Origin of the sequence: Cutibacterium porci, from assembly GCF_009696315.1 — a bacterium.
GTDB classification, from domain to species: Bacteria; Actinomycetota; Actinomycetes; order Propionibacteriales; family Propionibacteriaceae; genus Cutibacterium; species Cutibacterium porci.
The window spans coordinates 393,279-418,099 of the sequence record NZ_VUMG01000001.1; the positions used below are offsets into that span (position 1 = coordinate 393,279).

At 61.1% G+C, this 24,821-nt stretch carries 19 protein-coding genes and 1 riboswitch; of the genes, 12 read left to right on the plus strand and 7 right to left on the minus strand.

Going from position 1 to position 24,821, the window contains the following annotated elements:
* The first annotated feature begins 73 nt into the window (after positions 1-73).
* Both FYJ43_RS01650 and FYJ43_RS01655 read left to right on the plus strand, forming a co-directional pair.
* The gene (locus FYJ43_RS01650) at positions 74-1,453 is read left to right on the plus strand and encodes an O-antigen ligase family protein (RefSeq protein ID WP_154561376.1); all 1,380 of its coding nucleotides are present in this window, start codon (positions 74-76) and stop codon (positions 1,451-1,453) included.
* 198 nt (positions 1,454-1,651) lie between these two features.
* Positions 1,652-3,229 (plus strand): peptide MFS transporter, encoded by a 1,578-nt coding sequence (locus FYJ43_RS01655; RefSeq protein ID WP_154561378.1) that lies wholly within the window; start codon positions 1,652-1,654, stop codon positions 3,227-3,229.
* 286 nt (positions 3,230-3,515) lie between these two features.
* Here FYJ43_RS01655 and FYJ43_RS01660 read toward each other — a convergent pair whose 3' ends face one another.
* The 4 genes from FYJ43_RS01660 to FYJ43_RS01675 form a co-directional block, all read right to left on the minus strand.
* The gene (locus tag FYJ43_RS01660) at positions 3,516-3,773 is read right to left on the minus strand and encodes an HPr family phosphocarrier protein (RefSeq protein ID WP_154561380.1); all 258 of its coding nucleotides are present in this window, start codon (positions 3,771-3,773) and stop codon (positions 3,516-3,518) included.
* Positions 3,774-3,808: 35 nt separating this feature from the next.
* The gene (locus FYJ43_RS01665) at positions 3,809-5,809 is read right to left on the minus strand and encodes a PTS fructose transporter subunit IIABC (RefSeq protein ID WP_154561382.1); all 2,001 of its coding nucleotides are present in this window, start codon (positions 5,807-5,809) and stop codon (positions 3,809-3,811) included.
* 9 nt (positions 5,810-5,818) lie between these two features.
* A complete protein-coding gene (locus FYJ43_RS01670; RefSeq protein ID WP_326833225.1) occupies positions 5,819-6,769 on the minus strand; it encodes a 1-phosphofructokinase family hexose kinase in 951 nt (316 codons plus the stop codon).
* 332 nt (positions 6,770-7,101) lie between these two features.
* Positions 7,102-7,863, minus strand: a complete 762-nt coding sequence (locus FYJ43_RS01675) for a DeoR/GlpR family DNA-binding transcription regulator (protein ID WP_154561384.1) — start codon at positions 7,861-7,863, stop codon at positions 7,102-7,104.
* Between the two features lie 165 nt (positions 7,864-8,028).
* Between FYJ43_RS01675 and FYJ43_RS01680 the strand changes: the two genes are divergently transcribed.
* From FYJ43_RS01680 to FYJ43_RS01705, 6 genes are all read left to right on the plus strand, one after another.
* The gene (locus FYJ43_RS01680) at positions 8,029-9,327 is read left to right on the plus strand and encodes a nucleotide sugar dehydrogenase (protein ID WP_154561386.1); all 1,299 of its coding nucleotides are present in this window, start codon (positions 8,029-8,031) and stop codon (positions 9,325-9,327) included.
* 2 nt (positions 9,328-9,329) lie between these two features.
* A complete protein-coding gene (locus FYJ43_RS01685; RefSeq protein ID WP_154561388.1) occupies positions 9,330-10,466 on the plus strand; it encodes a glycosyltransferase in 1,137 nt (378 codons plus the stop codon).
* Complete coding sequence (locus FYJ43_RS01690; RefSeq protein WP_229771558.1) at positions 10,460-11,725, plus strand: O-antigen ligase family protein; 1,266 nt, start codon at positions 10,460-10,462, stop codon at positions 11,723-11,725. The genes FYJ43_RS01685 and FYJ43_RS01690 overlap by 7 nt, the downstream gene beginning before the upstream one ends.
* A 35-nt stretch (positions 11,726-11,760) precedes the next feature.
* Positions 11,761-12,834: a non-hydrolyzing UDP-N-acetylglucosamine 2-epimerase gene (gene wecB / locus FYJ43_RS01695; RefSeq protein WP_154561390.1), complete on the plus strand. Its 1,074-nt coding sequence runs from the start codon at positions 11,761-11,763 to the stop codon at positions 12,832-12,834.
* A complete protein-coding gene (locus FYJ43_RS01700; RefSeq protein ID WP_154561392.1) occupies positions 12,834-13,955 on the plus strand; it encodes a glycosyltransferase family 4 protein in 1,122 nt (373 codons plus the stop codon). Before wecB ends, FYJ43_RS01700 begins: the two co-directional genes overlap by 1 nt.
* Before the next feature lie 402 nt (positions 13,956-14,357).
* On the plus strand, positions 14,358-15,182 hold the full coding sequence (locus tag FYJ43_RS01705) for an endonuclease domain-containing protein (protein ID WP_326833303.1): 825 nt from the start codon (positions 14,358-14,360) through the stop codon (positions 15,180-15,182).
* Positions 15,183-15,461: 279 nt separating this feature from the next.
* On the opposite strand, the gene FYJ43_RS01710 is transcribed toward FYJ43_RS01705, so the two are convergent.
* Both FYJ43_RS01710 and FYJ43_RS01715 read right to left on the minus strand, forming a co-directional pair.
* The gene (locus tag FYJ43_RS01710; protein ID WP_326833226.1) at positions 15,462-15,752 is read right to left on the minus strand and encodes a hypothetical protein; all 291 of its coding nucleotides are present in this window, start codon (positions 15,750-15,752) and stop codon (positions 15,462-15,464) included.
* On the minus strand, positions 15,749-17,131 hold the full coding sequence (locus FYJ43_RS01715) for an NAD(P)/FAD-dependent oxidoreductase (RefSeq protein ID WP_154561396.1): 1,383 nt from the start codon (positions 17,129-17,131) through the stop codon (positions 15,749-15,751). The genes FYJ43_RS01710 and FYJ43_RS01715 overlap by 4 nt, the downstream gene beginning before the upstream one ends.
* Before the next feature lie 126 nt (positions 17,132-17,257).
* On the opposite strand from FYJ43_RS01715, the gene FYJ43_RS01720 reads away from it, so the two are divergent.
* The 4 genes from FYJ43_RS01720 (at position 17,258) to FYJ43_RS01735 (ending at position 23,561) form a co-directional block, all read left to right on the plus strand.
* Positions 17,258-17,905, plus strand: coding sequence for an NUDIX hydrolase (locus tag FYJ43_RS01720; RefSeq protein ID WP_154561398.1), 648 nt, complete (start codon positions 17,258-17,260; stop codon positions 17,903-17,905).
* Positions 17,905-20,400 (plus strand): ATP-dependent helicase HrpB, encoded by a 2,496-nt coding sequence (gene hrpB, locus FYJ43_RS01725; RefSeq protein WP_154562110.1) that lies wholly within the window; start codon positions 17,905-17,907, stop codon positions 20,398-20,400. Before FYJ43_RS01720 ends, hrpB begins: the two co-directional genes overlap by 1 nt.
* A gap of 299 nt (positions 20,401-20,699) precedes the next feature.
* Positions 20,700-20,803, plus strand: a riboswitch (TPP riboswitch).
* A gap of 35 nt (positions 20,804-20,838) precedes the next feature.
* A complete protein-coding gene (locus FYJ43_RS01730) occupies positions 20,839-21,468 on the plus strand; it encodes an ECF transporter S component (RefSeq protein WP_154561400.1) in 630 nt (209 codons plus the stop codon).
* Complete coding sequence (locus FYJ43_RS01735; RefSeq protein WP_154561402.1) at positions 21,465-23,561, plus strand: ATP-binding cassette domain-containing protein; 2,097 nt, start codon at positions 21,465-21,467, stop codon at positions 23,559-23,561. Before FYJ43_RS01730 ends, FYJ43_RS01735 begins: the two co-directional genes overlap by 4 nt.
* 15 nt (positions 23,562-23,576) lie before the next feature.
* Here FYJ43_RS01735 and FYJ43_RS01740 read toward each other — a convergent pair whose 3' ends face one another.
* Positions 23,577-24,752: a glycosyltransferase family 4 protein gene (locus FYJ43_RS01740; protein ID WP_154561404.1), complete on the minus strand. Its 1,176-nt coding sequence runs from the start codon at positions 24,750-24,752 to the stop codon at positions 23,577-23,579.
* Positions 24,753-24,821 lie beyond the last annotated feature (69 nt).

A 24,821-nucleotide genomic window follows, 5' to 3' on the forward strand; every position in this document is an offset into this window, starting at 1 on the left:
GGCTGCAAAGGCCCGGCCCGTGCCATGCCTCGTTCCGTGGCATTGTGCAACAGTCGGCTGCCCCACACATAGAATGACTTCCATCTTTCGTCTTCATGGTTCCCACGACGCCTCGTCGATTGTGACGTCACTGCGCTCGGTTGCCCCCACCCAATGGTTCAGCGGTGCAGCCGAGGTGGTCGTCGCATGCCTTTTTGTCACCTGCACCTTTGTAACGGTGACCCGGCCCATTTTTGACAATGGTGCATGCCAATTGATGCTCCCGCTATTCGCGGTCGCTGCCCTGGTGCTTGAGGCGCTGTGCATCGTGCGGGATGTTCGGGGAATACCCGCGCCGTGTGAGTGGTCCCGTTCTCTGACCCTCATCACATGCAGTTTCTTTGCCATGCTGGCTTGGGCTGCGGTCTCGATCCCCTTCCACGACCACGTCATCTACGACTATTCCATGGGAATTACTCGGGGTCTTCCGTTATATGCCCTCGTGATGCCCCTGGCCGAGGCGACGGTGACTCTCCTCGTCGCTGTTTTTGCCTGCCGGTTGATCGCAGTGAGCAATGTGGAAGGCGCGCTGTGGCGGCTGTCGATGCTAATGGCCATCGTCAATCCGATTGATCTCGTTCGCGAGTATGCCGAAGGCAATACCACCGGGTGGCGGGTCTCCACCAAGCTCGGTGGCGCTGCGATCGGTCACGTCGTTGTGCTCCTGGCGCTGGCTGTGGCCGTGGATGCCGCGATGCGGAACCGTCACCGCATTGCCTCCAGCATGGCTGCCGTCAGTCATCTCGCGTGTATAGCAGTATCAGGGTCTCGTGCCGGAATCATTAGTGTGGCGTTGTTCGTCGTTGGGGTGGTGCTTTTCCGGCGCTCCCGCCGGACGCGTAAACAATGGGCCATTACTGCAGCGTCGACGATTGTGGCGTCCGGGGTGGCGATTTGGATAGTTTCGAGGGCCCGGACTGGGTCTCTTGTGGATCCAGCGCGTGCGCGAACGTGGGCATTGGCCGGACGCGTCATGATGGATTCGCCGAACCATTTCTTGCTGGGGACCGGCTACGGAATGATCTGGCCATGGTTCGCCGTCGAGTCTACTTTCATGCCCGAGTCATCCCACGGGCTGCGCTTGACACATTACGGGTATACACTTCCGCACGCACATAATCTCATCATCCAGGTCGCCGGTGAGCTTGGCGTCGTAGGGCTCGTTTTTCTCTTCGTGTGTTTGGGAACTGTCATCGCGGTATGTGTCAAAGGAATCCGCGGAGGATATACCGTCGTGTCTTTGGGGGTGTTGGCAACGATGGTGGCCTTTCTCATGGATACCTACCTCATCAAGAACTTCCCGGTGGCGTTGTTTTGGTGGTTTTTCACCTTGGCGCTGTGTCGGCTTGTGACGGCCGGTGATGTGACCGTCGCGGCGAATTCAGGCCATCGCGAGGATCAGCCCACCGAATAATATGCGGGTCCCATTCGCTCGTCGACACTACTGAGTACTAGCCTGTCTGCGTTATTAATTCACACTTGTGGCAGCGTTGTCGCGATGCGATAAATACAGGTGTCACCGCCTGGGCACAGGTTGGTCATCCCGCGTGGGGAGTTCCGAACCCATTGTCTTGGGCCTCATGGCGCCTAAACCATCGGAAAGGAAGGGAATATGTCCCTTGAACCGCTCGGCGCCGACCCAGAAGGTGTCGCCGCCACCACCAAAGCACGAGGCTTTCGGCCTAAGCATCTGGTGACAGGACCATCGCGCGACGACAAGTCATTCCTGGGCCATCCTGGGGGCCTGCCATGGATGCTTCAGGTCGAGATGTGGGAGCGGTTCTCGTGGTATGGCATGCGGGCCATCCTCGTCTACTTCATCACCGACACCATGGCCCACGGTGGCCTGGGCCTACCAATTAATGCGGGGCAGGTCGTCATGGCCTCGTACGGTGCTGCAGTGCTGCTGATGACGATTCCTGGCGGCATCTTTGCTGACCGGATTCTTGGACCATGGATGTCCACCCTGTGGGGCGGGCTCATCATTATGACCGGTCACGTGATCCTGGCGATTCCCGAAGCGTTGACGTCGTGGATCGGACTCATCTTCATTGCCATCGGCACCGGTTTCATCAAACCAAACCTGTCCACGGTGGTAGGTGGCCTCTACGATGACGGCGATCCCCGCCGCGACCAGGGTTTCCTGTACTTCTATATGTCGATCAATATCGGGTCCCTCTTCGCGCCGATCATCACTGGATTGCTCAAGGATCACTACGGCTACCATGTAGGCTTCATCGCCGCAGCTATCGGCATGGCGCTGGGCCTGATCGCCTTTTTCCACGGTCGCTCCAAGCTGCGTGATTTTGCGTTCGACATTCCCAGCCCGTTGGCTCCTGGTGAGGGTCGGCGCATGATCCTGCGTACCGTGGGGATCGTCGCCGTAGGTGCCATTCTCGTAACTGGTTTCAAGGCCCTGCTTGGGGAATGGACGTCGGCCATCGCCTATTCGCTGTTCGCGTTCGCGTCGGTGACCGCGCTGGGCTATTTCCTGACGATGTTCCGGTCGAGCAAAGTCACCGCCAGGGAGCGCGGGCACTTGCGGGCCTTTATCCCATTGTGGGTGGGCCAAGTGCTCTTCACCATGATCTTCGAACAGGCTGCTGGAAAGATGGCAACCTTCGCCAAGGACAACACCAACGGTCACATCGTCGGGTCGTGGTCGGTGGAGCCGGAGCAGTACCAGACGATTAACCCTGCCGCAGTATTGATTCTTGCCGGCCTTCTGGGCATGTGGTTCCGGCGCCGGGAAGGGAAGTTTCCTAACACTCCACAAAAGTTCGCCATCTCGGTGTTCATTATCGGTGCGACCGCTCTCATGATGGCATTCGGTTTCCAGAGCTGGCCGGGTGGTGACATGCTCGCCCCGTGGTGGTTCCTGGCGGTGGTTTTTGTCATCCAGACCGTTGCCGAGCTGTTCATGAACCCGATCGGTCTGTCAACGGCGACCAAATTGGCTCCGAAGAAGTTCGCCTCCCAGAACATGACCTTGTGGTTGTTGGCTTCAGCATGTGGTCAGGGTCTCGCCTCGGTGATGATCGAGCGCACCAAAAATCTTGGTGACGTCGTGTTCTACGTAGGCCTCGGTGTCGTGACGATCCTGGTAGCAGTGGTGCTTTTCGTGATTGCCCCGTGGACTCAAGCGAAGATGAAGGATGTCGACTCGACTGTTGAGGAGGCTGACGCCTGAGCCGCTATTCACTGCGGGGCCCGTCCTGTCTGGGGCGGGCCCCGCCGCCTTGTCAGGGGGTTCTCGCCGCGGTGTGGTAATCGGGTTAGTGGCGGTGGTTGCTGCCATTCGGCGTGGCACGGCGGGCCGTTTCGCGCCGATATGCCACAGCGTGGCCGGTTGCTCGACCAAGGCCTGCTTTGTTCAACCGATCACCGCGTCGGGACCGGGTCGATGGCGGCTTTCTGAGGTGCGGCGGGGCCGCAGCTGTGATGAAACGGTCCTATTGCGGCATATGTTGGGGGAATCAGGCATCGAGGTCGGAGGCGACCAAATCGGCGATAGTGTTGACGTCGTCTTCATTGTCGCCCGAGACCGTTACCAGATCACCTGCGCCGGCGCCAAGCGTCATGATGAGCAGGACGGATTTGGCGTCGATGGGCTCGCCACCCTCGGTAGCGAGGGTGATGGTTGAGTCCAGCTTGGCAGCCTCCTGAGAGATGACAGCGGCGGGACGGGCGTGAAGTCCGACGGAGGATCCGACGTTGACAGTTCTGCTGGCCATGATGGTGTTCCTTTCGGGGTTATGGCGTGGACTTTTTAGGCTGAAGCCGCGGCTTTGCGACGGGCTGAGGCTTTGAGAGTAGTTACGAGCAAGGCTGCCACGAGGGCGCCGATGAGGATCGCGAGAATGAAAGCCCAGACTCGGTCAATGGCAAAGAAGACGAAGATTCCGCCATGGGGAGCTTTCGAAGCGGCTCCTAGAGCCATCGATACGGCACCCGTGATCGCACCTCCGACCATCATCGATGGGATGACTCGTAGCGGGTCTGCAGCCGCAAATGGGATGGCTCCCTCAGAAATAAAGGAGGCACCCAGCAACCACGCGGCGGTACCGTTCTCACGCTCGGCAGGCCGGTAAAGCTTGGGCCGTAGGGTTGTTGACAGCGCCATAGCTAGCGGGGGAACCATCCCGGCGGCCATGACGGCGGCCATCACTTTGAGTGATCCGACGTTGGTGACCGCGAGGTTCGTCGTCGCGAATAGGTACGCTGCCTTGTTGATAGGGCCGCCCAGATCGGAGCACATCATGAGCCCGAGAATTGCCCCGAGGATGATCGCTGACGCGCTATTCATGCCTCCGAGCCAGCTATTGAGGCCGTTCGTCAATGCCGCCAGCGGACGGCCCAACACGACGTACATTAACCCACCGGCGATCAGGGATCCGACCAGCGGAATGATGACGACCGGCATGAGGCCACGCAGCCAGCGCGGTGGGTTGAGGCGAGTGAATCCATAAGCCACAAGGCCGCCGAGCAGACCACCGATGATGGCGCCGATGAATCCCGCTCCGGTCACCCCGGCGACGGCACCCGCTACGAAACCGGGGGCGATACCGGGGCGGTCGGCCAGACCGAAGCCGATGTATCCAGCGAGGGCAGGTAGCAGGAAGCTGAACGCACCTTGGCCAACGGCGAATAACACTGCGCCGATGTAAGTCATGATGGCCGATCCGCCGAGGGCATGGGCAGTTGGGGTCGGTAGATTGCTAAAGGTGTTGTGTAGGGCGATATCCATGCCATTCTTGGCGATCTCATAGCCGCCAAAAAGGAATCCCAGGGCGATGAGTAGACCACCTGCGGCGACGAAGGGGATCATGTAGGACACGCCGGTCATGAGAGCCTGCTGGATGCGTTTACCCCAGCCAAGGTGAGATTCGGCCTGTCCGGATTCTTGCTGCCCGCTGTAACTGGCGGTGACCCGATGGGCGTGGGGGTCTTTCGATGCGGCGACAGCCTCAGAGAGCATTTTCTCAGGCTCGTTGACGGCCCGCTTGACGCCGGACTCTATGACCGGCTTGCCGGTGAAACGATCCCGGCCTTTGACGCCAACGTCGGTTGCGAAAATGACGGCGTCAGCAGTCTCGATGTCGGCGGCGCTGAGAGGCTCCGTCGCGGTGGATCCTTGGGGCTCGACTTTCACGTCAACCCCCATTTTCTTTCCGGCCGCTGTCAGATAGTCGGCTGCCATGTAGGTGTGGGCAATGCCGGTGGGACAAGCGGTAATGGCAACGATGTGGATCGTATCGTCGGCTCTGTTGATCGTGTCGGGCGGAGTGGGGCGAGCTGTTGTGGATGCAGTCTGCTCCTTCGGCTCGACGACGTTACCGATGAGGTTGACGACGGTTCGCGCGTCGGGGGCCTGCCGCAGTTGCTCAACGAACTCAGGTTTGACGAGGGCGCGGGCCAGCTTGGTCAGGAGTTTCATATGGTCCGCGCCACCACCTTCGCGGGCCGCGAGCATGAAGACCAGATCAGCCGGACCATCTGGCCCGTTGAAGTCGACGGCAGTCGGCAGTCGAGCGAACCCTAACGAGGGCTGAGACACTGCGGTTGAGCGGCAATGAGGGATGGCAAACCCGCCGGGCATACCAGTTGGGCTGGTGGACTCGCGGTCTAGCGCGTCGTGGGCGAGGCCGTCAGCGTCGGCACGACCGGCGGCAGCGATGATTCTGGCGACCGCTGTGATGACCTCAGTCTTGGTTGAGCCGAGGTCGGCGTCAAGGGACACCAGTTCTGGTGTGATGAGAGGGGTGTTCATCGGTTCTCCTCACAGGTGGGCGAGGCTGACGTGGATGGCGTCTGCTTGGGAAGGGGTTGGCGTGGTGGACCCTGGCAGTGCGGCGGCGGCTGTGCCCCAGGCCACTGCGGCGCGCAGACACTCTTCGGGTTGGTGGCCGCGGGTACGGGCAAGTAAGAATCCCGCGAGAGACGAGTCTCCGGCACCGACAGTCGATTTCACTTCGATCGGTTCTGGCCAAGCATGCCAGGCGCCGTGATCGGTAACGAGTAATGCGCCGGCTCCGCCCAAGGTCACGATGACTTCACCGATACCGTGCAAGCCCCGGGCGGCGTCAATAATGTCGTCGAAACGGCCCTGTTCGGCGGCAGACTCAAGGGAGTCGCCGTCAATCCCGCAGAGTTGGCCGAGTTCGACGGAGTTCGGCTTGATGAGGTCGGGGGCAAGGCCGGGGAGGCGAGCCGCCAGTTCTTGGAGGGGCTGGTCGGAGGTGTCGACGGCGACTCTGACTCCGGCGCCATGAAGGCGTCCGGTCATTGTGGCATACCAGTGTGTAGGCACCCCTGGGGGCACAGACCCTGACAGGACGACCCATTGCGCGCCGGATGCCCTTTCGATGACGGCATCCTCGATGGCGACGAGCTCCTGTGGATTGAGGTAGGCCCCGGGCTGGTTGATCTTGGTTGTGGTGCCGTCGGGCTCGGTAATGGTGAGGTTAACCCGCACTTCCGCCGCAATAGGTACGGCGAGGTAAGGGACGCCGTCGTGGCTCAGACCGACGGTGAGGCGGTCCTGGGTTTGTGCTGGCACCACGGCGCAGGTGTCGATTCCAGCCCCATGAAGGACCCGGGAGATGTTGACCCCTTTGCCGGCGGCGACCTCGGTTGAGCTGCCGAGTCGGTTCACGTGGCCGCGCTGCAGCGGCCCGGATATGGGTGCTGTGCGGTCAATGCTCGGGTTGAGCGTGACGGTGACGATCACGTGGACTCCTTTGTCGCGTTACCCAACGGTTCCCGCAGGACCCGGAGAGCCATCAATGTTGGGATATGTGACACAATAGACCATAAAACCAGATAAACCAACATGAACCCACCGATGTGGGCATGTGAGGTGCTGTCACCTCTGGATCCGGTGCAGGTTCCTTCAAAAGCTGGTGTGGTAATCGGGGTTAAAACGGCGGTCACTGCCACGAGCGGTGGTTACTGACACGGTTGTCGCCCGAATTTCCACACCGTGCTATGGAGCTTATCGAAACGGTGCTCACAGCGTCCGATGTGCCCTCGGCGGCAAATAAGCCACCTACCAGCGAGCACTCAGGCGATGACGATCTCGACGCCGGTCTTCTGCAACATCTCGACTTGGTGAGGGGTCACTCCGGAGTCAGTAACGATGACATCGACGTCACTGAGCTCTGCGAACCGCATCGTCGATTCCGCACCCATCTTCCGAGAGTCAGCCAGCACCACGACGTGATGGGCGCTCGCGATCATCGCCGCTTTTGTTGCGACCTCGTCAGAGTCGGGGGTGGACAGGCCGTGTGTTGGCGAAATGCCATTGGTGCCCATAAACGCGACGTCGACGCGCAGCCGAGAAATAGTATCGACGTTTCCGACGGTGGCTTGAGTCGTGGGGCGCAGCCGCCCTCCCAGCAGGTGGACGTCGCAGTTGCTGTGGGTGGCCACCGTACTGGCAATGGGCGATGAGTTCGTAAAGACGGTGAATCGCCGTGTGACGGGGATAATCGACGCTAACCGACCGGTCGTCGACCCAGCATCGAGGATGATTGACCCCTTGTCGCTGGGTAGATGAGCTAGAGCCGCCCGGGCAATTTGCTCCTTCTGGGCGACTGCCGAGGAATCCCGGGTGTCCAGGGGCTGATCGCCCAGCAGATCGAACTCGATCGGGATGGCACCGCCATGCACCCGCCGCAGCATCTTCTGATTGCACAACTGGTCGAGGTCACGGCGAATAGTCTCGGGGACGACTCCCAGGGCAGCAGAGGCCTCGGCGACCGACACCCGGCCAGTCTCGCGTGCAGTGTCGATGAGCCACTTGTGTCTTTCGGCGGGATACATCGGCCCTCCTCGGGAAATACCACTCGACGCCACCGTGGGCTATAAAGGGCCTTGTCAGGGGCCTGGTGTGGCATCTTTGCGACGGCGAGAGCATAACACGGGCTCGTTTAAGTGCCGCGCCCGGATAGACTGACGGCGTATCCACGAATCCCAAGGAGTTCAGGAATGAAAATTGCCGTCGTCGCCATGGGCAAGATCGGGCTTCCCCTGGCCGTGCAGTTCGCTGAGAAGGGTCACGACGTCATCGGCGTCGACGTACAGCAGCGCGTTGTGGACGAGATTAACAAGGGCAACGAGCCCTTTCCTGGTGAGGCGTTTCTCGACGAGAAATTGAAGAAGCTCGTCCCGGCCGGCAAGCTCACTGCCACCACCGACTACTCCACAGCTATCCCCGGTGCCGACGCGATCGTCCTCGTCGTCCCACTTTTCGTCAATGACGAGACCTGGGAGCCGGACTTCGGCTGGATGGAGAACGCCACGAAGTCGCTGGCTGAGCATCTGACTCCCGGCACCCTCATCTCGTACGAGACCACTTTGCCGGTCGGCACTACCCGCAATCGCTGGAAGCCCATGATTGAGGAGATTTCCGGCTTGACTGAGGGTAAGGATTTCCACCTGGTCTTCTCCCCGGAGCGTGTTCTTACCGGTCGCGTCTTCGCTGACCTGCGCCGTTACCCGAAGCTCGTCGGTGGTTTGAGTGACGAGGGCACTGCTAAGGGCATCGAGTTTTACCAGCAGGTTCTCGACTTTGATGACCGTGACGACCTTCCTCGCGCCAACGGGGTCTGGGACATGGGCACCGCCGAGGCCGCCGAGATGGCCAAGCTCGCCGAGACGACGTACCGTGACGTCAACATCGGCCTGGCAAACCAGTTCGGCAAGTACGCTGCCGCCAACGGCATCGATGTTTACAAGGTCATTGACGCCTGCAACTCGCAGCCTTATTCCCACATCCACCGCCCCGGCATTGCGGTCGGAGGTCACTGCATTCCCGTCTACCCGCGTCTCTACCTGTGGACCGATCCGGATGCCACCATCGTTCGCACCGCCCGCGAGGCCAATATGACGATGCCGCAGTACTGCGTCGACCAGGCTGTCTCGGTGCTCGGTGACCTGTCCGGCAAGAAGATTGTCGTTCTCGGTGCGTCCTACCGTGGCAAGGTCAAGGAGACCGCGTTCTCTGGTGTCTTCCCGACCGTCGACATTCTTGCTAAGGCTGGCGCTGACGTCAGCGTCCACGATCCGATGTTCACTGACGAGGAGCTCGGCAAATTCGGCTTTAAGGCCTACCACATTGGAGAGCCTGTCGACGGTGCCCTGCTGCAGGCAGATCACCCCGAGTACGCTGAACTCACCCCGGCTGACCTGCCCGGTATCAAGGTGCTCGTCGACGGTCGTCACGTCGTTGATCCGGCCGGGTGGGGAGGCGTCAAGGTCATCGTCGTTGGCGATGGGGAGGCCTGAGCATGTCCCTTGCACGCGTCTGTCACGTCTCTACTGTTCATAACCCGCGGGATGGTCGCATCTTCCGAAAGGAGTGCGCCAGCCTTGCCAGGCGCGGCGCCGATGTGTGGTTCATTGGCGCGCAAGATGGCGACGAGACCGTCGACGGCGTACACGTCGTAGGGATCGGCAGAGCTACCAACCGCATCGACCGCTTGACCCATCGCCAGGCGAAGGTGTGGAAGGCTCTTGATCGGGTTAATCCTGACCTCGTCCACGTTCACGATCCAGAGCTGATACCGCTGGTATTGGCGTGGAAGAAGCTGCGTGGCCGGGCTGCCGTTTTCGATGCCCACGAGGACCTCGTCGGTCAGATCGACGGTAAGGAATACTTGTCGCCACGGGTTAAGCCGGTGGCACGTGCAGTTGCCAAGGCCCTCGTGACCGCGGCTGATAAGGGGTTTGATGGCATCGTCACAGTAACTGACGGTGTCGCCGAGGATTTCAAGAATCGCAACCAGGAGCTGGTCCACAACTACCCGCTGTTATCGAGTTTTGAGACAACGGTGGAGGGGGAGAAGGTTCCAGGTCAGATCGTCTACGTCGGAATGCTGTCTAAGGGGCGTCAGACCGACAAGATGTTCGACATGATGGATCTGCTCGACGGCGACGCACGCCTCGTCATCGCCGGTAAGCAGGACCCTGAGGTCGGTTACCTGTTCAATGAGCTCGACAAGCACCCGCGTGTCGATTATCGGGGGTCGATCTCAGTCGATGAGGTTCCCGGTCTGCTCGGATCCTCGGTTGTCGGACTGGTCTTCTTGGAGCCGCTGCCGAATTACGTCAATTCGCTTCCTACCAAGCTCTTTGAGTACATGGCGGCCGGTATCCCATTCATCTCGACTGACTTGCCGTTCCTGGTGAACATGCTTGACAAGTGGGACTGCGGTGTCTTCGTCGACACATCGACGGACGCGACGGCTGCGGCTGATGCGGCTAGGCAGTTGTTGGCTGATGCCGACCGTTGCAAACGGCTTGGTGAGAACGGTCGACGAGCTATCGCAGAGGAGTTCAACTTCGAGGCCGACGTTGACGCCCTCATCTCGGTTGAGGAGCGCGCCCTTAAACGTCAGGACTCCCAGATCGTCGAGGCATGCTGACTCGTGTTCTTGTGGCCCTACTGCCGTTGACGGTGTTCTTCGGTTCCTACGCGGCGGTGGGGCCCCTGACGTCCTTTCGGGTTGTCGTCGCTGCTCTCGGCGTTGCGGCCCTCATTAGGGGAGCGTCATGGTCGCGGCAGCGGGCGTTAGCTATTTTCGGTGCGGTATGGATAGTCGTCGGGGTGACATCCGGTCTGTTGGCCTCATGGACGCCTGCCTGGGGTGACCTCGTCAATCTCGTTATCGGGTTCGTGCTGGTGTGGGCGCTATCACGGGTGCGCGGCGACCATACTCTTGGTGACCTCACTCATGGCTGGGAGGTCGCTATCGTTATCAGCCTTCCGATTGCTGTGTGGGAGAACCGCACGACGAGACACTTGCCGCGATTCATCGACGGTCAGTGGCAGGGGCGGCCGCTGGTATATCCGCTGCCGGGAACTTTTTTCCCTAACCCGAATTATTATGCCTTGTTTCTCGTGTTGGGGTTGGCGCTTATCGTCTGGCACACGGTCATTCGGGGCGGATGGGAACGCTGGTGCCACGGCGTGATAGCCCTGATAACCTGCTACCTTCTGCTGCTCACTGGGTCGAAATTGTGTCTGCTGGGCGCGGCTCTCATGGCCGCCGGGGTGGCACTGACGTGGAGATGGGGCCGCATTGCCGTCAGCGTCGGATTAGCGACGCTTGTTGTTGCGGCCCTGGGGCCGTTACGCGCAACGCTCATGTCGATCTGGAACGACGTCACCGCAGTTATGGTCCACCACGCCGATCTGGGCGCCCATTCGTGGCCGGTACGTCTGTCGTTGCTGGCCTTCGGGATCCACCTTGTCGCAATGCGACCCCTCATTGGTGCTGGCCCCGGGGGATTCGCCCACCTCGCTCGTCACCCCGGCGATTTTGCACTACATCACAAGACCAATCCGCATAATGGTCTGATTCATGTGGCCTGTGATTACGGGGCCCTCATTGCTCTCGTGCTCATCGTGGCGTGGGTGTGGGGAATTGGTCGAGCGTTCCGACAGTGTGTGCGCCCGCCCGCCGCGACACGCCAGATCGCCAGATTGTACGCCGCGATGATGTTCGCGGTTCCTGCGTTGATGATGGCCAATAGCGTTTTTGTCGGTCCCAACGTTGTTGCGCTCTGGATGGCGGTACTAGTCCTGCTTGACACCATGCTCGGTTCGATGGATTCGCGGTGCGATGGATGGCACAGACCTTGTCACCGCGCCGGTTCCCCTCGACGGGAACCGATAAGCTGAGGTCCCGTATGGTACGCGGGCAGGAAGGTTCATTAATGCGCGTCGTGAGCATCGTCGGGGCTCGACCCCAGTTCGTGAAGTTGGCCCCGGTGGCCAGGGCTTTTGCGGCCGAGGGGATCGACCACAAGATCATCCACACCGGGCAGCACTACGACGTCAACATGTCTGACTCCTTCTTCGTCGAGCTCGGGATCCCGAACCCGGACCTGCATCTCGGTGTAGGGGGTGGCTCCCACGGCGTCATGACCGGTCGAATGCTAGAGCAGCTCGACCCGGTGCTCGAAGAGATGGACCCCGACTGGGTGCTCGTCTATGGCGACACTAACTCGACTATTGCCGGCACCCTCTCGGCGGTGAAGATGCACCTGCCGGTGGCCCATTTGGAGGCGGGACTGCGCTCCTTCAACCGCCGCATGCCTGAGGAGCACAACCGTGTCCTCACTGACCACGCCGCCGATCTGTGCCTTGCCCCGACTCAGGTAGCCATGGGTCATCTGGCCGAGGAGGGGTTGTCTTCCCGGGCGGTTCTTGTCGGAGATGTGATGACCGACGTGTGCCTACAAGTGCGCGAATCTGTGCTCGCCAGCCCGCGTCCAGTGCCCGGTGTGGTGGCGGGCGAGGAGTACGTCATGGCGACGATTCACCGCGCCGATAACACTGACGATCCCGAGCGCCTATCCCACATCCTTGACGCCCTCGGTGGCCTTGATCGTAAGGTTATTTTGCCGGTGCATCCGCGTCTGCGCGCTCGGGCCGAGGCTGATGGCATCACCATCGCTCGTGGAAAACTCACCACCATCGATCCATTGGCCTACCCTGACATGGTCAACGCCGTCACCAACGCCGCTGGAGTCATCACCGATTCGGGTGGTTTGCAGAAAGAGGCCTTCCTCCTTGGCACTATTTGCACCACGGTGCGCACCGAGACCGAGTGGGTGGAGACCGTCGAGAATGGCTGGAATGTGCTCGATCCCGACGCCGAGCACCTACGCGAGTACGCCACACGCCCGCACCCCGCGCGTGATCCGGGGCATCCCTACGGTGATGGCAAGGCTGCACGCAATGTTGCTGCGGTGCTGTTGAAGGCCGGCGAACGAGACCGCTCCTGATGGTGAGTTCTTCCCGTCGGGGCAGAGTCGTCTCCCTCTCGACAGTGCATCACGGCCACGACAACAGGGTTTTCAACAAGGAAGCCAAGGCGCTTGTCGCGGCGGGTTACGATTACCACCTTGTCATTTCGGCCGACCGTGATGGGGTCGACCAGGGGGTTCCCGTCGTCGCACTGCACCGCGAGGAGAGTCGGATTCGCCGACTCGTCGTCAGTCAGCGGGAGGCGTGGCACCAGCTGCGCGTCCTTGAACCGGACGTGTTGCATATCCATGATCCTGAGCTGATTCCACTGGCACTAGCGTGGCGCCAACGGCATCGCTGCAAGGTGATCTACGATGCGCACGAAGACCTCATCGGCCAAGTTGACACGAAACCGTACCTGGGGGCGGTAACGAGACCACTGGCCAGAATGGCCGCTCGTGGGCTTGTAGGGTTGGCCGGCCGCAGCGCCGACGCCGTCGTTGCGGCCACGCCGACTGTGGGGGAGAGGTTTCACCACGCCCCGGTCACGGTAGTGCGCAATTACCCGTGGCTAAGCAACTACACCACGACACCAAATCCAGTGCCCGGGCGGCTGGCATACGTTGGCGACCTGTCTGAGGAGCGCAAGCTTTCCTTCATGATCGAGGTGACGCGAAAGGTTCGTCAGCGAGTGTCGGGAACACATTTAGTACTCGCCGGGCGGGTGTTGCCGCGCTGCCAAGAGACGGTAGAGCAGGCTGTGGCGGAGGGGTTTGTGGAGCATCTCGGGTTGGTGGCTCCTACCGAGGTGCCGCAGGTACTGGCTAGCGCACAGGTCGGTTTGGTCTTCCTTAAGCCGTTGCCGAACTATGTTGCGTCGCTGCCGACGAAGCTGTTTGAGTACATGGCTTCCCAGGTGCCTTTTGCTGCCTCGGACTTCCAGGCTTGGCGCGAGATGTTCGATGGTTTTGGGGCTGGGGTCTTTGTTGATACTGAAGATGTCACTGCTACGGCGAATGCCCTTAGCGAGTTGTTGGCTGATCCACAGCGGTGCCGGAAGATGGGGTATGCCGGGCGTCGAGCGGTTGAGTTGGGGCTCAACTTCGAGTCTCAGGCGGAGGCTCTGACTGATCTGGTCGCCGGTTTACTCGAGGGCTGATTTTCGGCTGGGGACGTGTCCAGCTCATAGTGACCTCGTTAGCCTTCTTGGCTTCGCGTCCGTCACTGTTGGTCGCCCGTATGTACCGGCGGCTATAGCTTTCATCCCCCTCTTTCGCTGTGGTGATCCGGGTCGGGATGGGCCTCGGTGTCATTCCTGCCAGCAGACGCCAGAGTCACGAACCGACTTTCCACAGGCTGGTTGCGTAACCGGACCGAAGTTGTCCACAGGTCTGAAATTGCGTGGCGGAAATCAACTCTTCCGACGACAACTTTTTACGTGAGGAATCTTGGAGAACAACTCGACCGGCGGGGTGTGGCCCGCATCCATCGGCACAGCTATGTCCGGGGCCAGGCCGACCGGGCGGTAGCCCGCGGGGACGCCGTACGCATCTTGCCGGGAGTGGTCGCTGTGACTGCCCTAGCCCGGGACCCGAGGGTCATTATCCGGGCGTTACTGCTGTGGCACCGCGACATTGTGCTGGTCGGCAAAGCGGGCCTCGTCATGCTCGGGATGACGGCTCCAGGCACAAACCGGCGCATGGACTTTCATCGCGTTAACGAGGTGGAGGCGTTCTCTACAACTCGGCGCGTCAGCCGGCCGGGAATTCGGGTGCGTCGGTGGCATGTGCCACGCAGGTTTATTACTGAGCGGGAGCACGTTCGTGTTGCCGCCGCCGAAGTGTCGGTGCTCATACTGGCTATACAGGGCGAGTGGGAATGGGTATGTGAGGCGCTGCGACAACGAGTCGTGACGCCCGAATCGTGTCGACGAGCGCGTAACAGTCTGAGGGGTCGATATCCCAAGATCATGATTGATGCGGCACTGGCTGACATCTGCCTTGCCGCATGGTCAATTCCAGAACTGGAGATGGGAAGGGTGCTCCGTGCGACAGGGATCACGGGGCATAAACCGAATCATAGAATTCGCGTGGGTGATCGGTATTACTACCTTGACCAGGCCTTTGAGGCTGAGAAGGTGGCTTTGGAGGTCGATGGTCGGTCAGTTCATGGAACTATCGATGGGTTTGAGGCGACCATGATGCGTACAGCGCAATTGGATCGTCACGGCTGGAAGGTGCTTCACGTCACCCCAACCATGTTCCGTGAAAACCCCAGGTTTGTCCTAGACTGGCTCGCCTCCCACCTCCACCGACGCCATCGACCCAAAACGATGTTCACTGAGCCAACCTTGCGGCGGATTATGAACGGTGCTGCTCCCGCTTGAAACCGCGGCGCGGTCTAAGAGCGAGGCACTGGAGTCTTGCCCTGCCCCTCACATTCACTTCTTTCTAACCCCGTTGTGGAAATCGGGGTGATGCCCAACTCATCTGCAACCTCACGGAGCATGGTGGACTGTCAGGTACCTGATTACCACAAACACAATGGCCCTGTGGTAACGCAGGTCCTAATAACTGATGGACTGTTTCTTGGCGGGCTCAGGCTCACGACATCGGAGGATGGGGGTGGCGTTTTCGCGTCTCCCCTACCCACCGATCGTGACGTGTCACTTGTAGGAGTAGAAATCGGGGGCCGTTGATACTCGCCCGATGCCACATAGCGGGGTAGCGTGACCGTCAGCCCGTGGATCGCGACGCCGGGTCACTCTGCCGCCGCTGGGCTTGCGCTGAGCGAGATTCTCGAACAACGAAGGATCCTGAGAACCCTTGTCCCGCGGACCTTTGCGCAGAGCTACTACTGCGATTCCGACAATGGCGACGGCAGCCACCGCTACGGTGATCAAGGTGCCCTTGGTGATCTCTTCAGGGCGGATGTCGGTTTTACTCATGCTCCTCACTTCTTCCCGTCGATGGGCTTGGCGCCCTTTTCGTCGTCGTCACGGAGGGCATTCTTGTTCATGTTCTCTTTGCCCTCCTCGGTGAGGACGTCACCGACAATGGCTCCGGCCTCGCGGTGGAAGGCGATGTAGCGGGCGCTGAGGTTGATCATGGCCTGTAGACGGTTGCGGCCTCCCAACAGGGTGTAGACGTGTACGGTGACCCACGTCAGCCACGCGCCGATTCCGGTGAACTTGAGCCTTTCGGATAGCTGCACGACGGCAGAATTTCGGCCAATCGTCGCCATCGTGCCCTTGTCGTTGTACTCGAATTTCTCCAGCGGCTCGCCGAGCTCAAGGTGAACGATCTGACGGGCCACGCACTTTCCACCCTGGATGGCGGGCTGAGCGAGTTGAGGTTTGGGGTCCTCGGTATTGATGGCACCGTCGCCGATAGCAAAGATGCGGTCTTGGCCGTTGACGAGCAGGGTGCCATCGGTGGCGACACGGCCGCCGCGACCTTGCTCGAATCCCCAATCTGCAATGGACTTGTGGGCACCAACGCCAGCAGCCCAGATAACCATGTCGGCGGGGAGGGTCTGTCCGTCTTTGAGGAGCACGGAGTTGCTCCGTACTTCGGCGATGGCAGTCTTGGTGCGCACATCCACGCCGCGTTTCTGCAACTGGCGGCGAGTGTAGTGACGCAGCGTCGAGTCAAATGGCATCAGGAGATGGTCGGCCATCTCGACGAGGGTCACGTGAACTCGGTCGATAGACACGCCCGGGAAAATTGCTGGGATGCCGATGGACTTCATCTCAGCGAGGGTGCCGGCCATCTCGACGCCGGTCGGGCCGCCGCCAACGATGACGACGTCAAAGGTCTTGTCATGCTGGGTGTCAAGGTCCTCAAGGTGGGTGAAGATGGCGTCACGAGCGCGCAGCGAGGAGGCGCGGGTGTAAATGGTGTACGAGTTCTCGGCAGCACCGGGCGTGCCGAAGAAGTTGGCCCCTACCCCCTGAGACAGGACGAGGTAGTCGTAGGAAACCGGGTCGCCGTTGTCGACCTCGACAATTCGGTTCTCGGTGTCGATGCCGGTGACGCAAGCACGACGGAAGTGGGTGCGCGGACCGTTTTGGGCAGCGAAGGAGCGAAGTCGGTAGGTGACGTCCCCAGGATTAAGGCCACCGGTCGCAACTTGGTACAGCAGCGGCTGGAACGTGGTGTAAGGGTTGCGGTCGATGAGGGTGACATCGCAACCTGCTTCGGCAGTTTTCTCGGCAGCAGCCAGGCCGCCGAATCCGGCGCCGACGATGACAACTCGAGGCTTGGAGTCTGCCAGGACCGGTTTGCGACCTAGGCCCGGCAGGCCGATGTCCGACAACAGGGTATTGATGTCCATCTAGACCTCCGATTGATGTTGTGATGTGACGATCCTCCCAAAAATGTCTCGTCACTTGCAATGAGGTAGGTGCCATCAGGAGGTATCGAACAGGCACTTCTGCTTCCAGCGTGACAGGCTGGGAGCATGCCACATCTCCATACCCAGCCGCACGGACATGACGTGACGATCAGCGCGTGGATCCTTAGACAGTTTCCGTCTGACGGCCCCCGTCGTCGCCAGTGGAAAGCACTAGTCCACAAGCACCGCAAGATGAATCTGTGGATCCAACCTGGGGGACACGTCGAGCATACTGAGAATCCCTGGCAGGCGTTGGCCCACGAGCTTCACGAGGAGACCGGCTATCGCATCAACCAGCTGAGCGTTCTGCAGCCCTGGGAGCGGTTGCCCGACGGTGTGCATGATCTCATGCACCCCACTCCGGTGCTCCTCAACACCCACAGCCCGTACCCGAGCCACTTCCACTCCGACATTGTCATGGCGATGGTCGCCCATGGCGATCCGGTGGAGAAACCGCGTCCGGGGGAGTCTCAGGAGCTGCGATGGGTCAGTCCTGACGAATTTGCCATGCTGCCGGGGGCTGAGCCTGACGCCGTCATGATCATGACGATGATCGTTGAAAGGGTCGCGGACTCCTGGTTGCCTATCCCCGCGTCGCGGTGGTCGCTGGCTGATGCCCCCGTCGAGGCGATGACTGATCGTTCCGTCGCTGAGGCCACCGCTCCGGATCCTCTCGATGACCGAGAAACATCGGAGTGGGAGACAACTAAGTGATGAAGAAATGGGGCCCAGACCTTGCGAGGGTGGGGGCTGGGCTACCGGTTGCCGCATACCGTGACGAGATCACCACGGCATTACAGGGTGGTCGAGCCGTCATCGTCGCTCCGCCGGGTACCGGCAAGACGACATTCGTTCCGCCCCTGGTGGCTTCGAGGTGCTCTGGTCGGGTCATTGTTACCCAGCCACGGCGGGTGGCAGCGAGGGCCGCTGCTCGCCGACTTGCCACACTAACCCTGACCCGCCCCGGACAATTTGCCTCGCACACCGTGCGCGGGGAGTCAACGACGACCCGTGACACCAAAGTTGAGTTCGTTACTACCGGAGTTCTGCTGCGTCGCCTACTCAACGATCCCGATCTGACTGGGGTGGATGCCGTCATCCTCGACGAGGTGCACGAGCGTCACATCGACGCTGATCTCGTCGTGGCAATGGTGTGCGAAGTCGCCCAGTTGCGCTCCGACCTGACCATCGTCGCGATGTCGGCGACTGTTGACAGCTCGGGCTGGGCGACTCTTCTCGGCGACGCTGAGCCGGCCCCGGTCATCGAGGTTGCTTCCGCTATGCACGAGCTCGAAGTGGAGTGGGCCCCGGTGCCTGGTGCTGCCGTGGAATTTCGGGGCGTAAGCCGGGAATTTCTCAGTCATCTTGGCAGCGTGACTGTCGACGCGCTCAAACGCCACACGGAAGGGTCGGTACTCGTCTTCGTTCCGGGTACCCGCGAGGTCGATCATGTTGTCGCGGATCTGCGCTCCCGACTCACCGGGATCGAGGTGGTTGGGCTGTCCGGGTCGATGTCAGCGCGAGAGCAGGATCATGCCTTGTCAGATCCAGGGAACGGGCGTCGCGTCATTGTCTCGACCTCTGTCGCAGAGTCTTCCCTGACGGTGCCTGGGGTGAGGCTTGTTGTCGACTCCGGGCTAGCTCGCGAACCGAGGCTCGACCGTGGCCGAGGCATGACAGGCCTAGTGACAGTCCGGGAATCTCGCGCCTCAGCCGTACAACGGGCAGGGCGTGCTGCTCGTCTGGGCGCGGGGGTGGCAGTGCGATGCCTGCGCGCCGAGGACTGGGCGGGTATGGACGCCGCCCCTGCCCCCGAGATCGATCACGCAGATCTTGTGGCACCTTTGTTGTCCTTGGCCATGTGGGGATCTCCTCGTGGCGAAGGGATGGCACTTCCGACACCATTGCCACAGGATCGGGTGGCGGCGGCCGAGGAAGAACTGCGGGATCTGGGAGCCGTCGATGCACAGGGCCGGATAACGGCGAGAGGCCGTCAACTTGCCACGCTTCCACTGGATCCGCGTCTGGCAAGGGCATTGACTGACGGCGCCGCCATAGTAGGGTCGCGACGCTGCGCGGAGATCGCCGCCATGCTTGGTTTGGATGACGGCCAAGTCGACCTAGTTGGGCAGTGGCGTCAGTTGCGGTCTGGGCGACACCCCGAGTCCACAGTGTGGCGTCGTGAAGCTGATCGACTCGCCCGGCTCATTGACGACGTTCCCTCGACTGGCGTCACTGATGATGACGCCGTCGCCGTTGTTGTGTCCCTTGCGCGTCCGGGATGGATCGCGCGCAGCCGAGGGGAGGGGTCTACGTCGTATTTGCTGGCTTGTGGCACGGGAGTCGACCTGCCTCGCAATTGTCCGCCAAGGCTGCTCGGACAGCGGTGGCTTGCAGTGGCACGCACGTCCCGCGTTACGAGCGGCGCCATGATCCGGGCGGCTGTACCGTTGTCGGAATCGGCTGCTCTAGACGCGGGCGCATCGATGCTGGCAAGCGACACGTCGGTGACGTGGGACGGAGGGAAGGTACGAGGCAGGCGGGTGTCTCGACTCGGCGCGATCGAGCTGTCATCGACTCCGCTCCGACCGGATCCAGTGCAAGCTCGCCGTGCGGTTTTGGAAGGAGTGAGGTCCGAGGGGCTTGTGGTGGTCTTGACGAAGAGCGGTGAGGCCTTGCGACGGCGGCTCGCTCTTGCCCATCGAGTGCTCGGTGATCCGTGGCCTGAGGTTAGTGATGAGGCCCTTCTAGACCGTGCCGAGGAATGGCTCGACCTCGATGCGCTTGCAGCAGGACGGCGGAGTGACGCGACCTCGGGGTTGCGGGGATTACTGGGTTGGCAGGAATCTGCCCGTCTCGACGAGGTCGTCCCGGAAACCATTACCGTCCCTAGTGGATCGCGGGTTCGGGTTGACTACCCCGGCCATGACAGTGACGCTTCCCCGATTCTTGCGGTCAAACTCCAGGAGTGTTTTGGCTGGACTGACGGTCCTGCGATTTGTGATGGCAAGGTACGGGTGGTTCTTCATCTGCTGTCACCGGCCCGACGTCCACTGGCCATCACCGACGATCTGGCAAGTTTTTGGGCCAATGTGTATCCCGCGGTGAGGGCCGAGAATCGCGGACGCTATTCCAAACACCCCTGGCCGGAAGACCCTATGACTGCACTCCCGACCAAATACACCAACCGTTCTCTGAGGTTGGACTGAGTCAGTGACGTGTTGGTGAAGCCGCGTGTGGTGAATTGGTTTTCGACGCCGTGAGCAGCCACCTGGAGTGGCTCCCCGAGGGTCATTAACCACGATTGCCACAGGTGGTGTGAGATCGTCGAGGGCTTCTTGCGGGCGCCGGGGCGTGATGCTCGGTGGTTGAGCGCCGGTTCGGGGTCGTAGTCCGGCGGCCACATTCGTAGGCGTTGGCTCGGCATCGTGTCGCTGGGTCTCCCAATCGACCCGACGGCCACATATCGTGGGCGCTGGTGGTCTGCCAGCTGCGTGGCTATGATCAGTGGCAACGACAGGGGAGCATCATCGGATGCTGAGAGTGGGCACTACCCAGACCCTCGAACCTGAACCGGTTAGAACCGGCGTAGGGAGTCGGGCTCTTCGCGCTTTTCGCGCCCCTTCCGAATGAGCGGAAGGACTTCCATGACTAACGACGCGCTTGCCGTACGGTACCGCACCATCGACATCGTTACCCCGGTGATGATTGCGGTAGCATTCGGCGTCATCTTCCTCGGCTATGGGGCGGTATATAGCCTCCTCGCGCCGGCCACCAAGGTGTATCCGCCTGTCGAGGGGCTCCTCGCCGGCGTCTGGTTCTTGCCAGCGCTTCTTGCCGGACTCATCGTTCGTAAACCTGGCGCAGCTTTACTCTCAGAGGTTCTTGCTGCCGCCATCGAGGCAGCACTTGGCGGCCAGTGGGCGATCGGCACCCTCATTTCAGGTATTGTCCAAGGTTTGCCTATGGAGCTGTGCTTGCTCATTGTCGCCTACCGCAAAGCTGGTCCCAAACTTGCCATGGTGGCTGGGGCTCTCACCGGTTTCGCCGAGGCCATCTACGAGCGTCTTGCCTACTATCCGATGTTCCGCGCCAGTGACACCATCGTTTACTTTGTTTTCATGATCGTTTCCGGAGCGTTGCTCGGCGGTCTGGTGGCGTGGGGGATTGTCCGAAGTCTTGCGGCGGCTGGCGCCCTCAATCCCTTTGCCGTTTCTCGTGAATTGCGTGGCGCGAAATCGTCCCGGAGTACGGCATCGTCGCGGAACCTGTCATGACTGACGTCATGGCCCTTAGCCAGGCTGACGAGGTCTCCGATCGCCAGGCGGTACCGGTAGATGTGGAGGGGCTGACGGTCAGGGTTCCCGATCGTGACGAGCCCATCCTTGGTCCGATCGACCTTCATGTGGCGGCGGGCGCCCGAGTGCTTGTCGCCGGGCCGTCAGGGGCAGGCAAGACCACGCTGCTGCACGCCATTGGTGGTTTGCTGGAGGAGGAAAGCCACGACTTGTCCGGGCGGGTGGATACCTGGTCTGGTGGAGTGAACGTCGGTTTGTTGCAGCAGGAACCGGTCCACTCTGTCGTTGCTGCCACGTGCGGGCGAGACATTGCCTTTGGTCCGGAAAACCATCGTGTCCCACGCGAGGACATCTGGTCGATTGTCGAGGACTCTCAACGACGCGCCCGGTTCACTATGTCCACCAACCATTCGACGACGAAGATGTCCGGCGGCCAGATGCAGCGTCTGGCCATTGCGGGAATCCTCGCTACTAACCCCGGCCTGGTGCTGCTCGACGAGCCCATCTCCATGCTGGACGAGGAGTCAGCTACAGCAATCCGTGACGAGATTGCGAGGATGGCCCACGACCGGACAGTTTTTGTCGTCGATCACCATCCCGACCAGTGGCGTGGCATCCTCGACCAGGTCGTCGAGTTGACCGATCACGGCACCCTCAGCAAAATCTGGGATTTTGAGGATTTCCTGGACTCTCGCGAGGCAACGCCGATACCGCTCCCCGCTGCCAGCGCCGGCGAGACAGTCGCCCGCGCCAACGCCCTCGACGTTCACCGCCCTCAGTCTGACGATGTGCTGCTGCGCGGCGTCACCATGTCTGCTCGACGCGGCCACATCACGGTCCTGTCGGGCCCGAGCGGGATCGGTAAGTCGACCCTGCTGAGGCTGCTCGCCGGCCTTGACGCTCCCGTCTCCGGTGAGCTGACGTTGCCGGACCAGGTTGCCTGGGTTCCGCAGAACCCAGAGAACTACCTTGTGGCCCAGACGGTTGCCGACGAGTTATCTGCCTCACCGCTGGTCCCTGACGACGCTGATTTGAAAGGCCTGGTGAGGACTTTTGGGCTCGCGCCGATTCTAGACTCGCACCCCATGACCTGCTCCGGGGGCGAGAAGCGACGACTCGCGATCGCGGCGGCCCTCGCTCAGCGTCCCGACCTTCTGCTGCTCGATGAGCCGACTGTCGGTCTCGACGATGACCGTGGCGCGAGCGTGCTGTCAGCGATTCGTGCCGCGGCCGATTCGGGTGTGGCCATCGTTGCTTCCTCGCATGATCGGCAGGTCGTCGACATGGCTGATGAGGTCGTCGACGTCGCTTCTTACCGAGTGCCGGACCCCACCCCTGACGAGCATCCGGAGGACAAGCCAGCTTTCCTGACGACGATCAATCCGCTCGTCGTCCTCGTCATTGCCGTCGCTGGCATCCTCGGATCCCTTTTTGTGCGTTCCCCGCTCGTCGGGGCAATTGGGCTGATCCCTGTCGTCGTGATGGCTCCATTGTGTTCGCATCATGTCAAACCCCTGGTGGCACGGACGGTGCCGGTTCTCATCGCCGCGGTGATGCTGGTATGGACGACCCTGCTCCTGCACAGCGGCTTTACTGATTCAGCAACGTGGCGTGAAGGGATTCGTCAGGGGTTAAGGATCCTCGTCTTTGTGCTGCCGGGCGCGCTGGCCACGGCGGCCGTCGACCCCACTCGGTTGGGTGACGCCTTGGCCCAGCAGACCCACCTGCCGCAGCGCCCAGTCGTAGCGTCGGTGGCTGGTGTGGTACGGATGGGACATCTCGGTGACCAGTGGCGCATCCAGTCCGATGTGCGCAAGCTGCGCGGGTTGGGGCCGAAACGCTCCCTGCCTTCGTGGATCAGGTATCTGTCGTCGATGACTTTCGCGATGGTGTTGTATGCGATGAGGTCTTCGGAAGTCCTGAGCCGGGCGATGGATTCTCGCGGCTTCGCAACCGCAACCCGCCGAACCTACGCGGTGGAGTCGCGCCTGCGTGCTCGTGACCTGTGGGGAGTGGTGCTTGCAGTGTTCGTCGTCGCAGTTCCAGGGCTGGCGGCAGCGCTGCTCGGTTAAACCAGCTGAGCTGGCTCAGCGATACAGCGCTTTCTCCAACACGGTCGCCAGCTTGTCGACGGATGCCTGCAACGAGTACTTGTTAGCCATGAGTTCGCGGGCTCGCTTGTGCCAGCGCGTCATGGTGGCCTCGTCGGCGTCACGCACCCGCTCGATGCCGGCAACTAGATCGGTCGGATCGACACAGGCGCCCACCTCGTCGTCGCTGATGACGTCACGGATCGGCACTTTGGCGTTGGAGACGACGGCCAGGCCAGCAGCCATGTAGTCGTAGAGCTTGTTGGGGCTCATGCCTTTGTCAAAGACCGATTGCGGGGACACCGTATGTAGGCCGACGTCGCATGCTGACAGGATGCGCACTAATTCTGATTTCGGCACTTGGTCGTGGAAGGTGACGTTAGTCAGGCCGAGCTTGGCGACTTCGTCTATAGCCCACTGTTTGCGCGCCCCGGCACCCACAAGTAGAAAATTGACGTCTGGCAAGCGACGGGCGGCGTCAATGATGAGGTCTAATCCGACGTAGTTCGCGTGGGTTCCTGAGAACACCGCGGTGAATCCGGAGATGCCGTACCGTTTGCGCAGCTCCTCACGGGACTCTGTGACCTCGTATTCGGCCAGGTCGGCGCCGTTGGGGACAACGGTGACCTTATCGACGTTGATGCCGAGTTCGCGAAAGTGGTCCTCCCAGCCCTTCGTCACGACAACGATCTGACGCGCGTGGGCGTAGATAGTTTTCTCTAACCCTTGCAGCACTTTATGCAGGGTTGACCCTTCTTTGAGAGCACCGCCCGATACCAAGGATTCGGGCCACAGGTCGCGGACTTCAACGACGAATGGCTTGTGGCGAAGTGCGGCAACAACCATGGCGGCTGCGGGGGCCAAGATCTGTGGTGAGGAAGCGAAAATGACGTCTGCCGGGCGGATAAGGGCACGCGCGCCGGCACCGGCGGCGAAGGCTATCCAGCCGAGGACCCGTTTCACACCGTTACCCTTGTACTCCGGGATCGGGACGAGTGTGTAACGAGGGTCGTCGACCGTCATGTGCTCGCCGGAGGTGTGGTTGATGTTGGCGGCGTAAAAATGAGGCTGCCAGCCGCGTAGCCGGGAGAACATATCAAAGTTGCGGGTGATGCCACCCGACCCCGGCGGAAAGGCGTAGTGGTTGATCACGCTGACCTTGCGTTGCGGCATCTTTCCTCCTGAGTTGGCGCGCACACCAACCCTACCGGGTGCGGCTGTTGCCCGTGGCCACGATCAGAG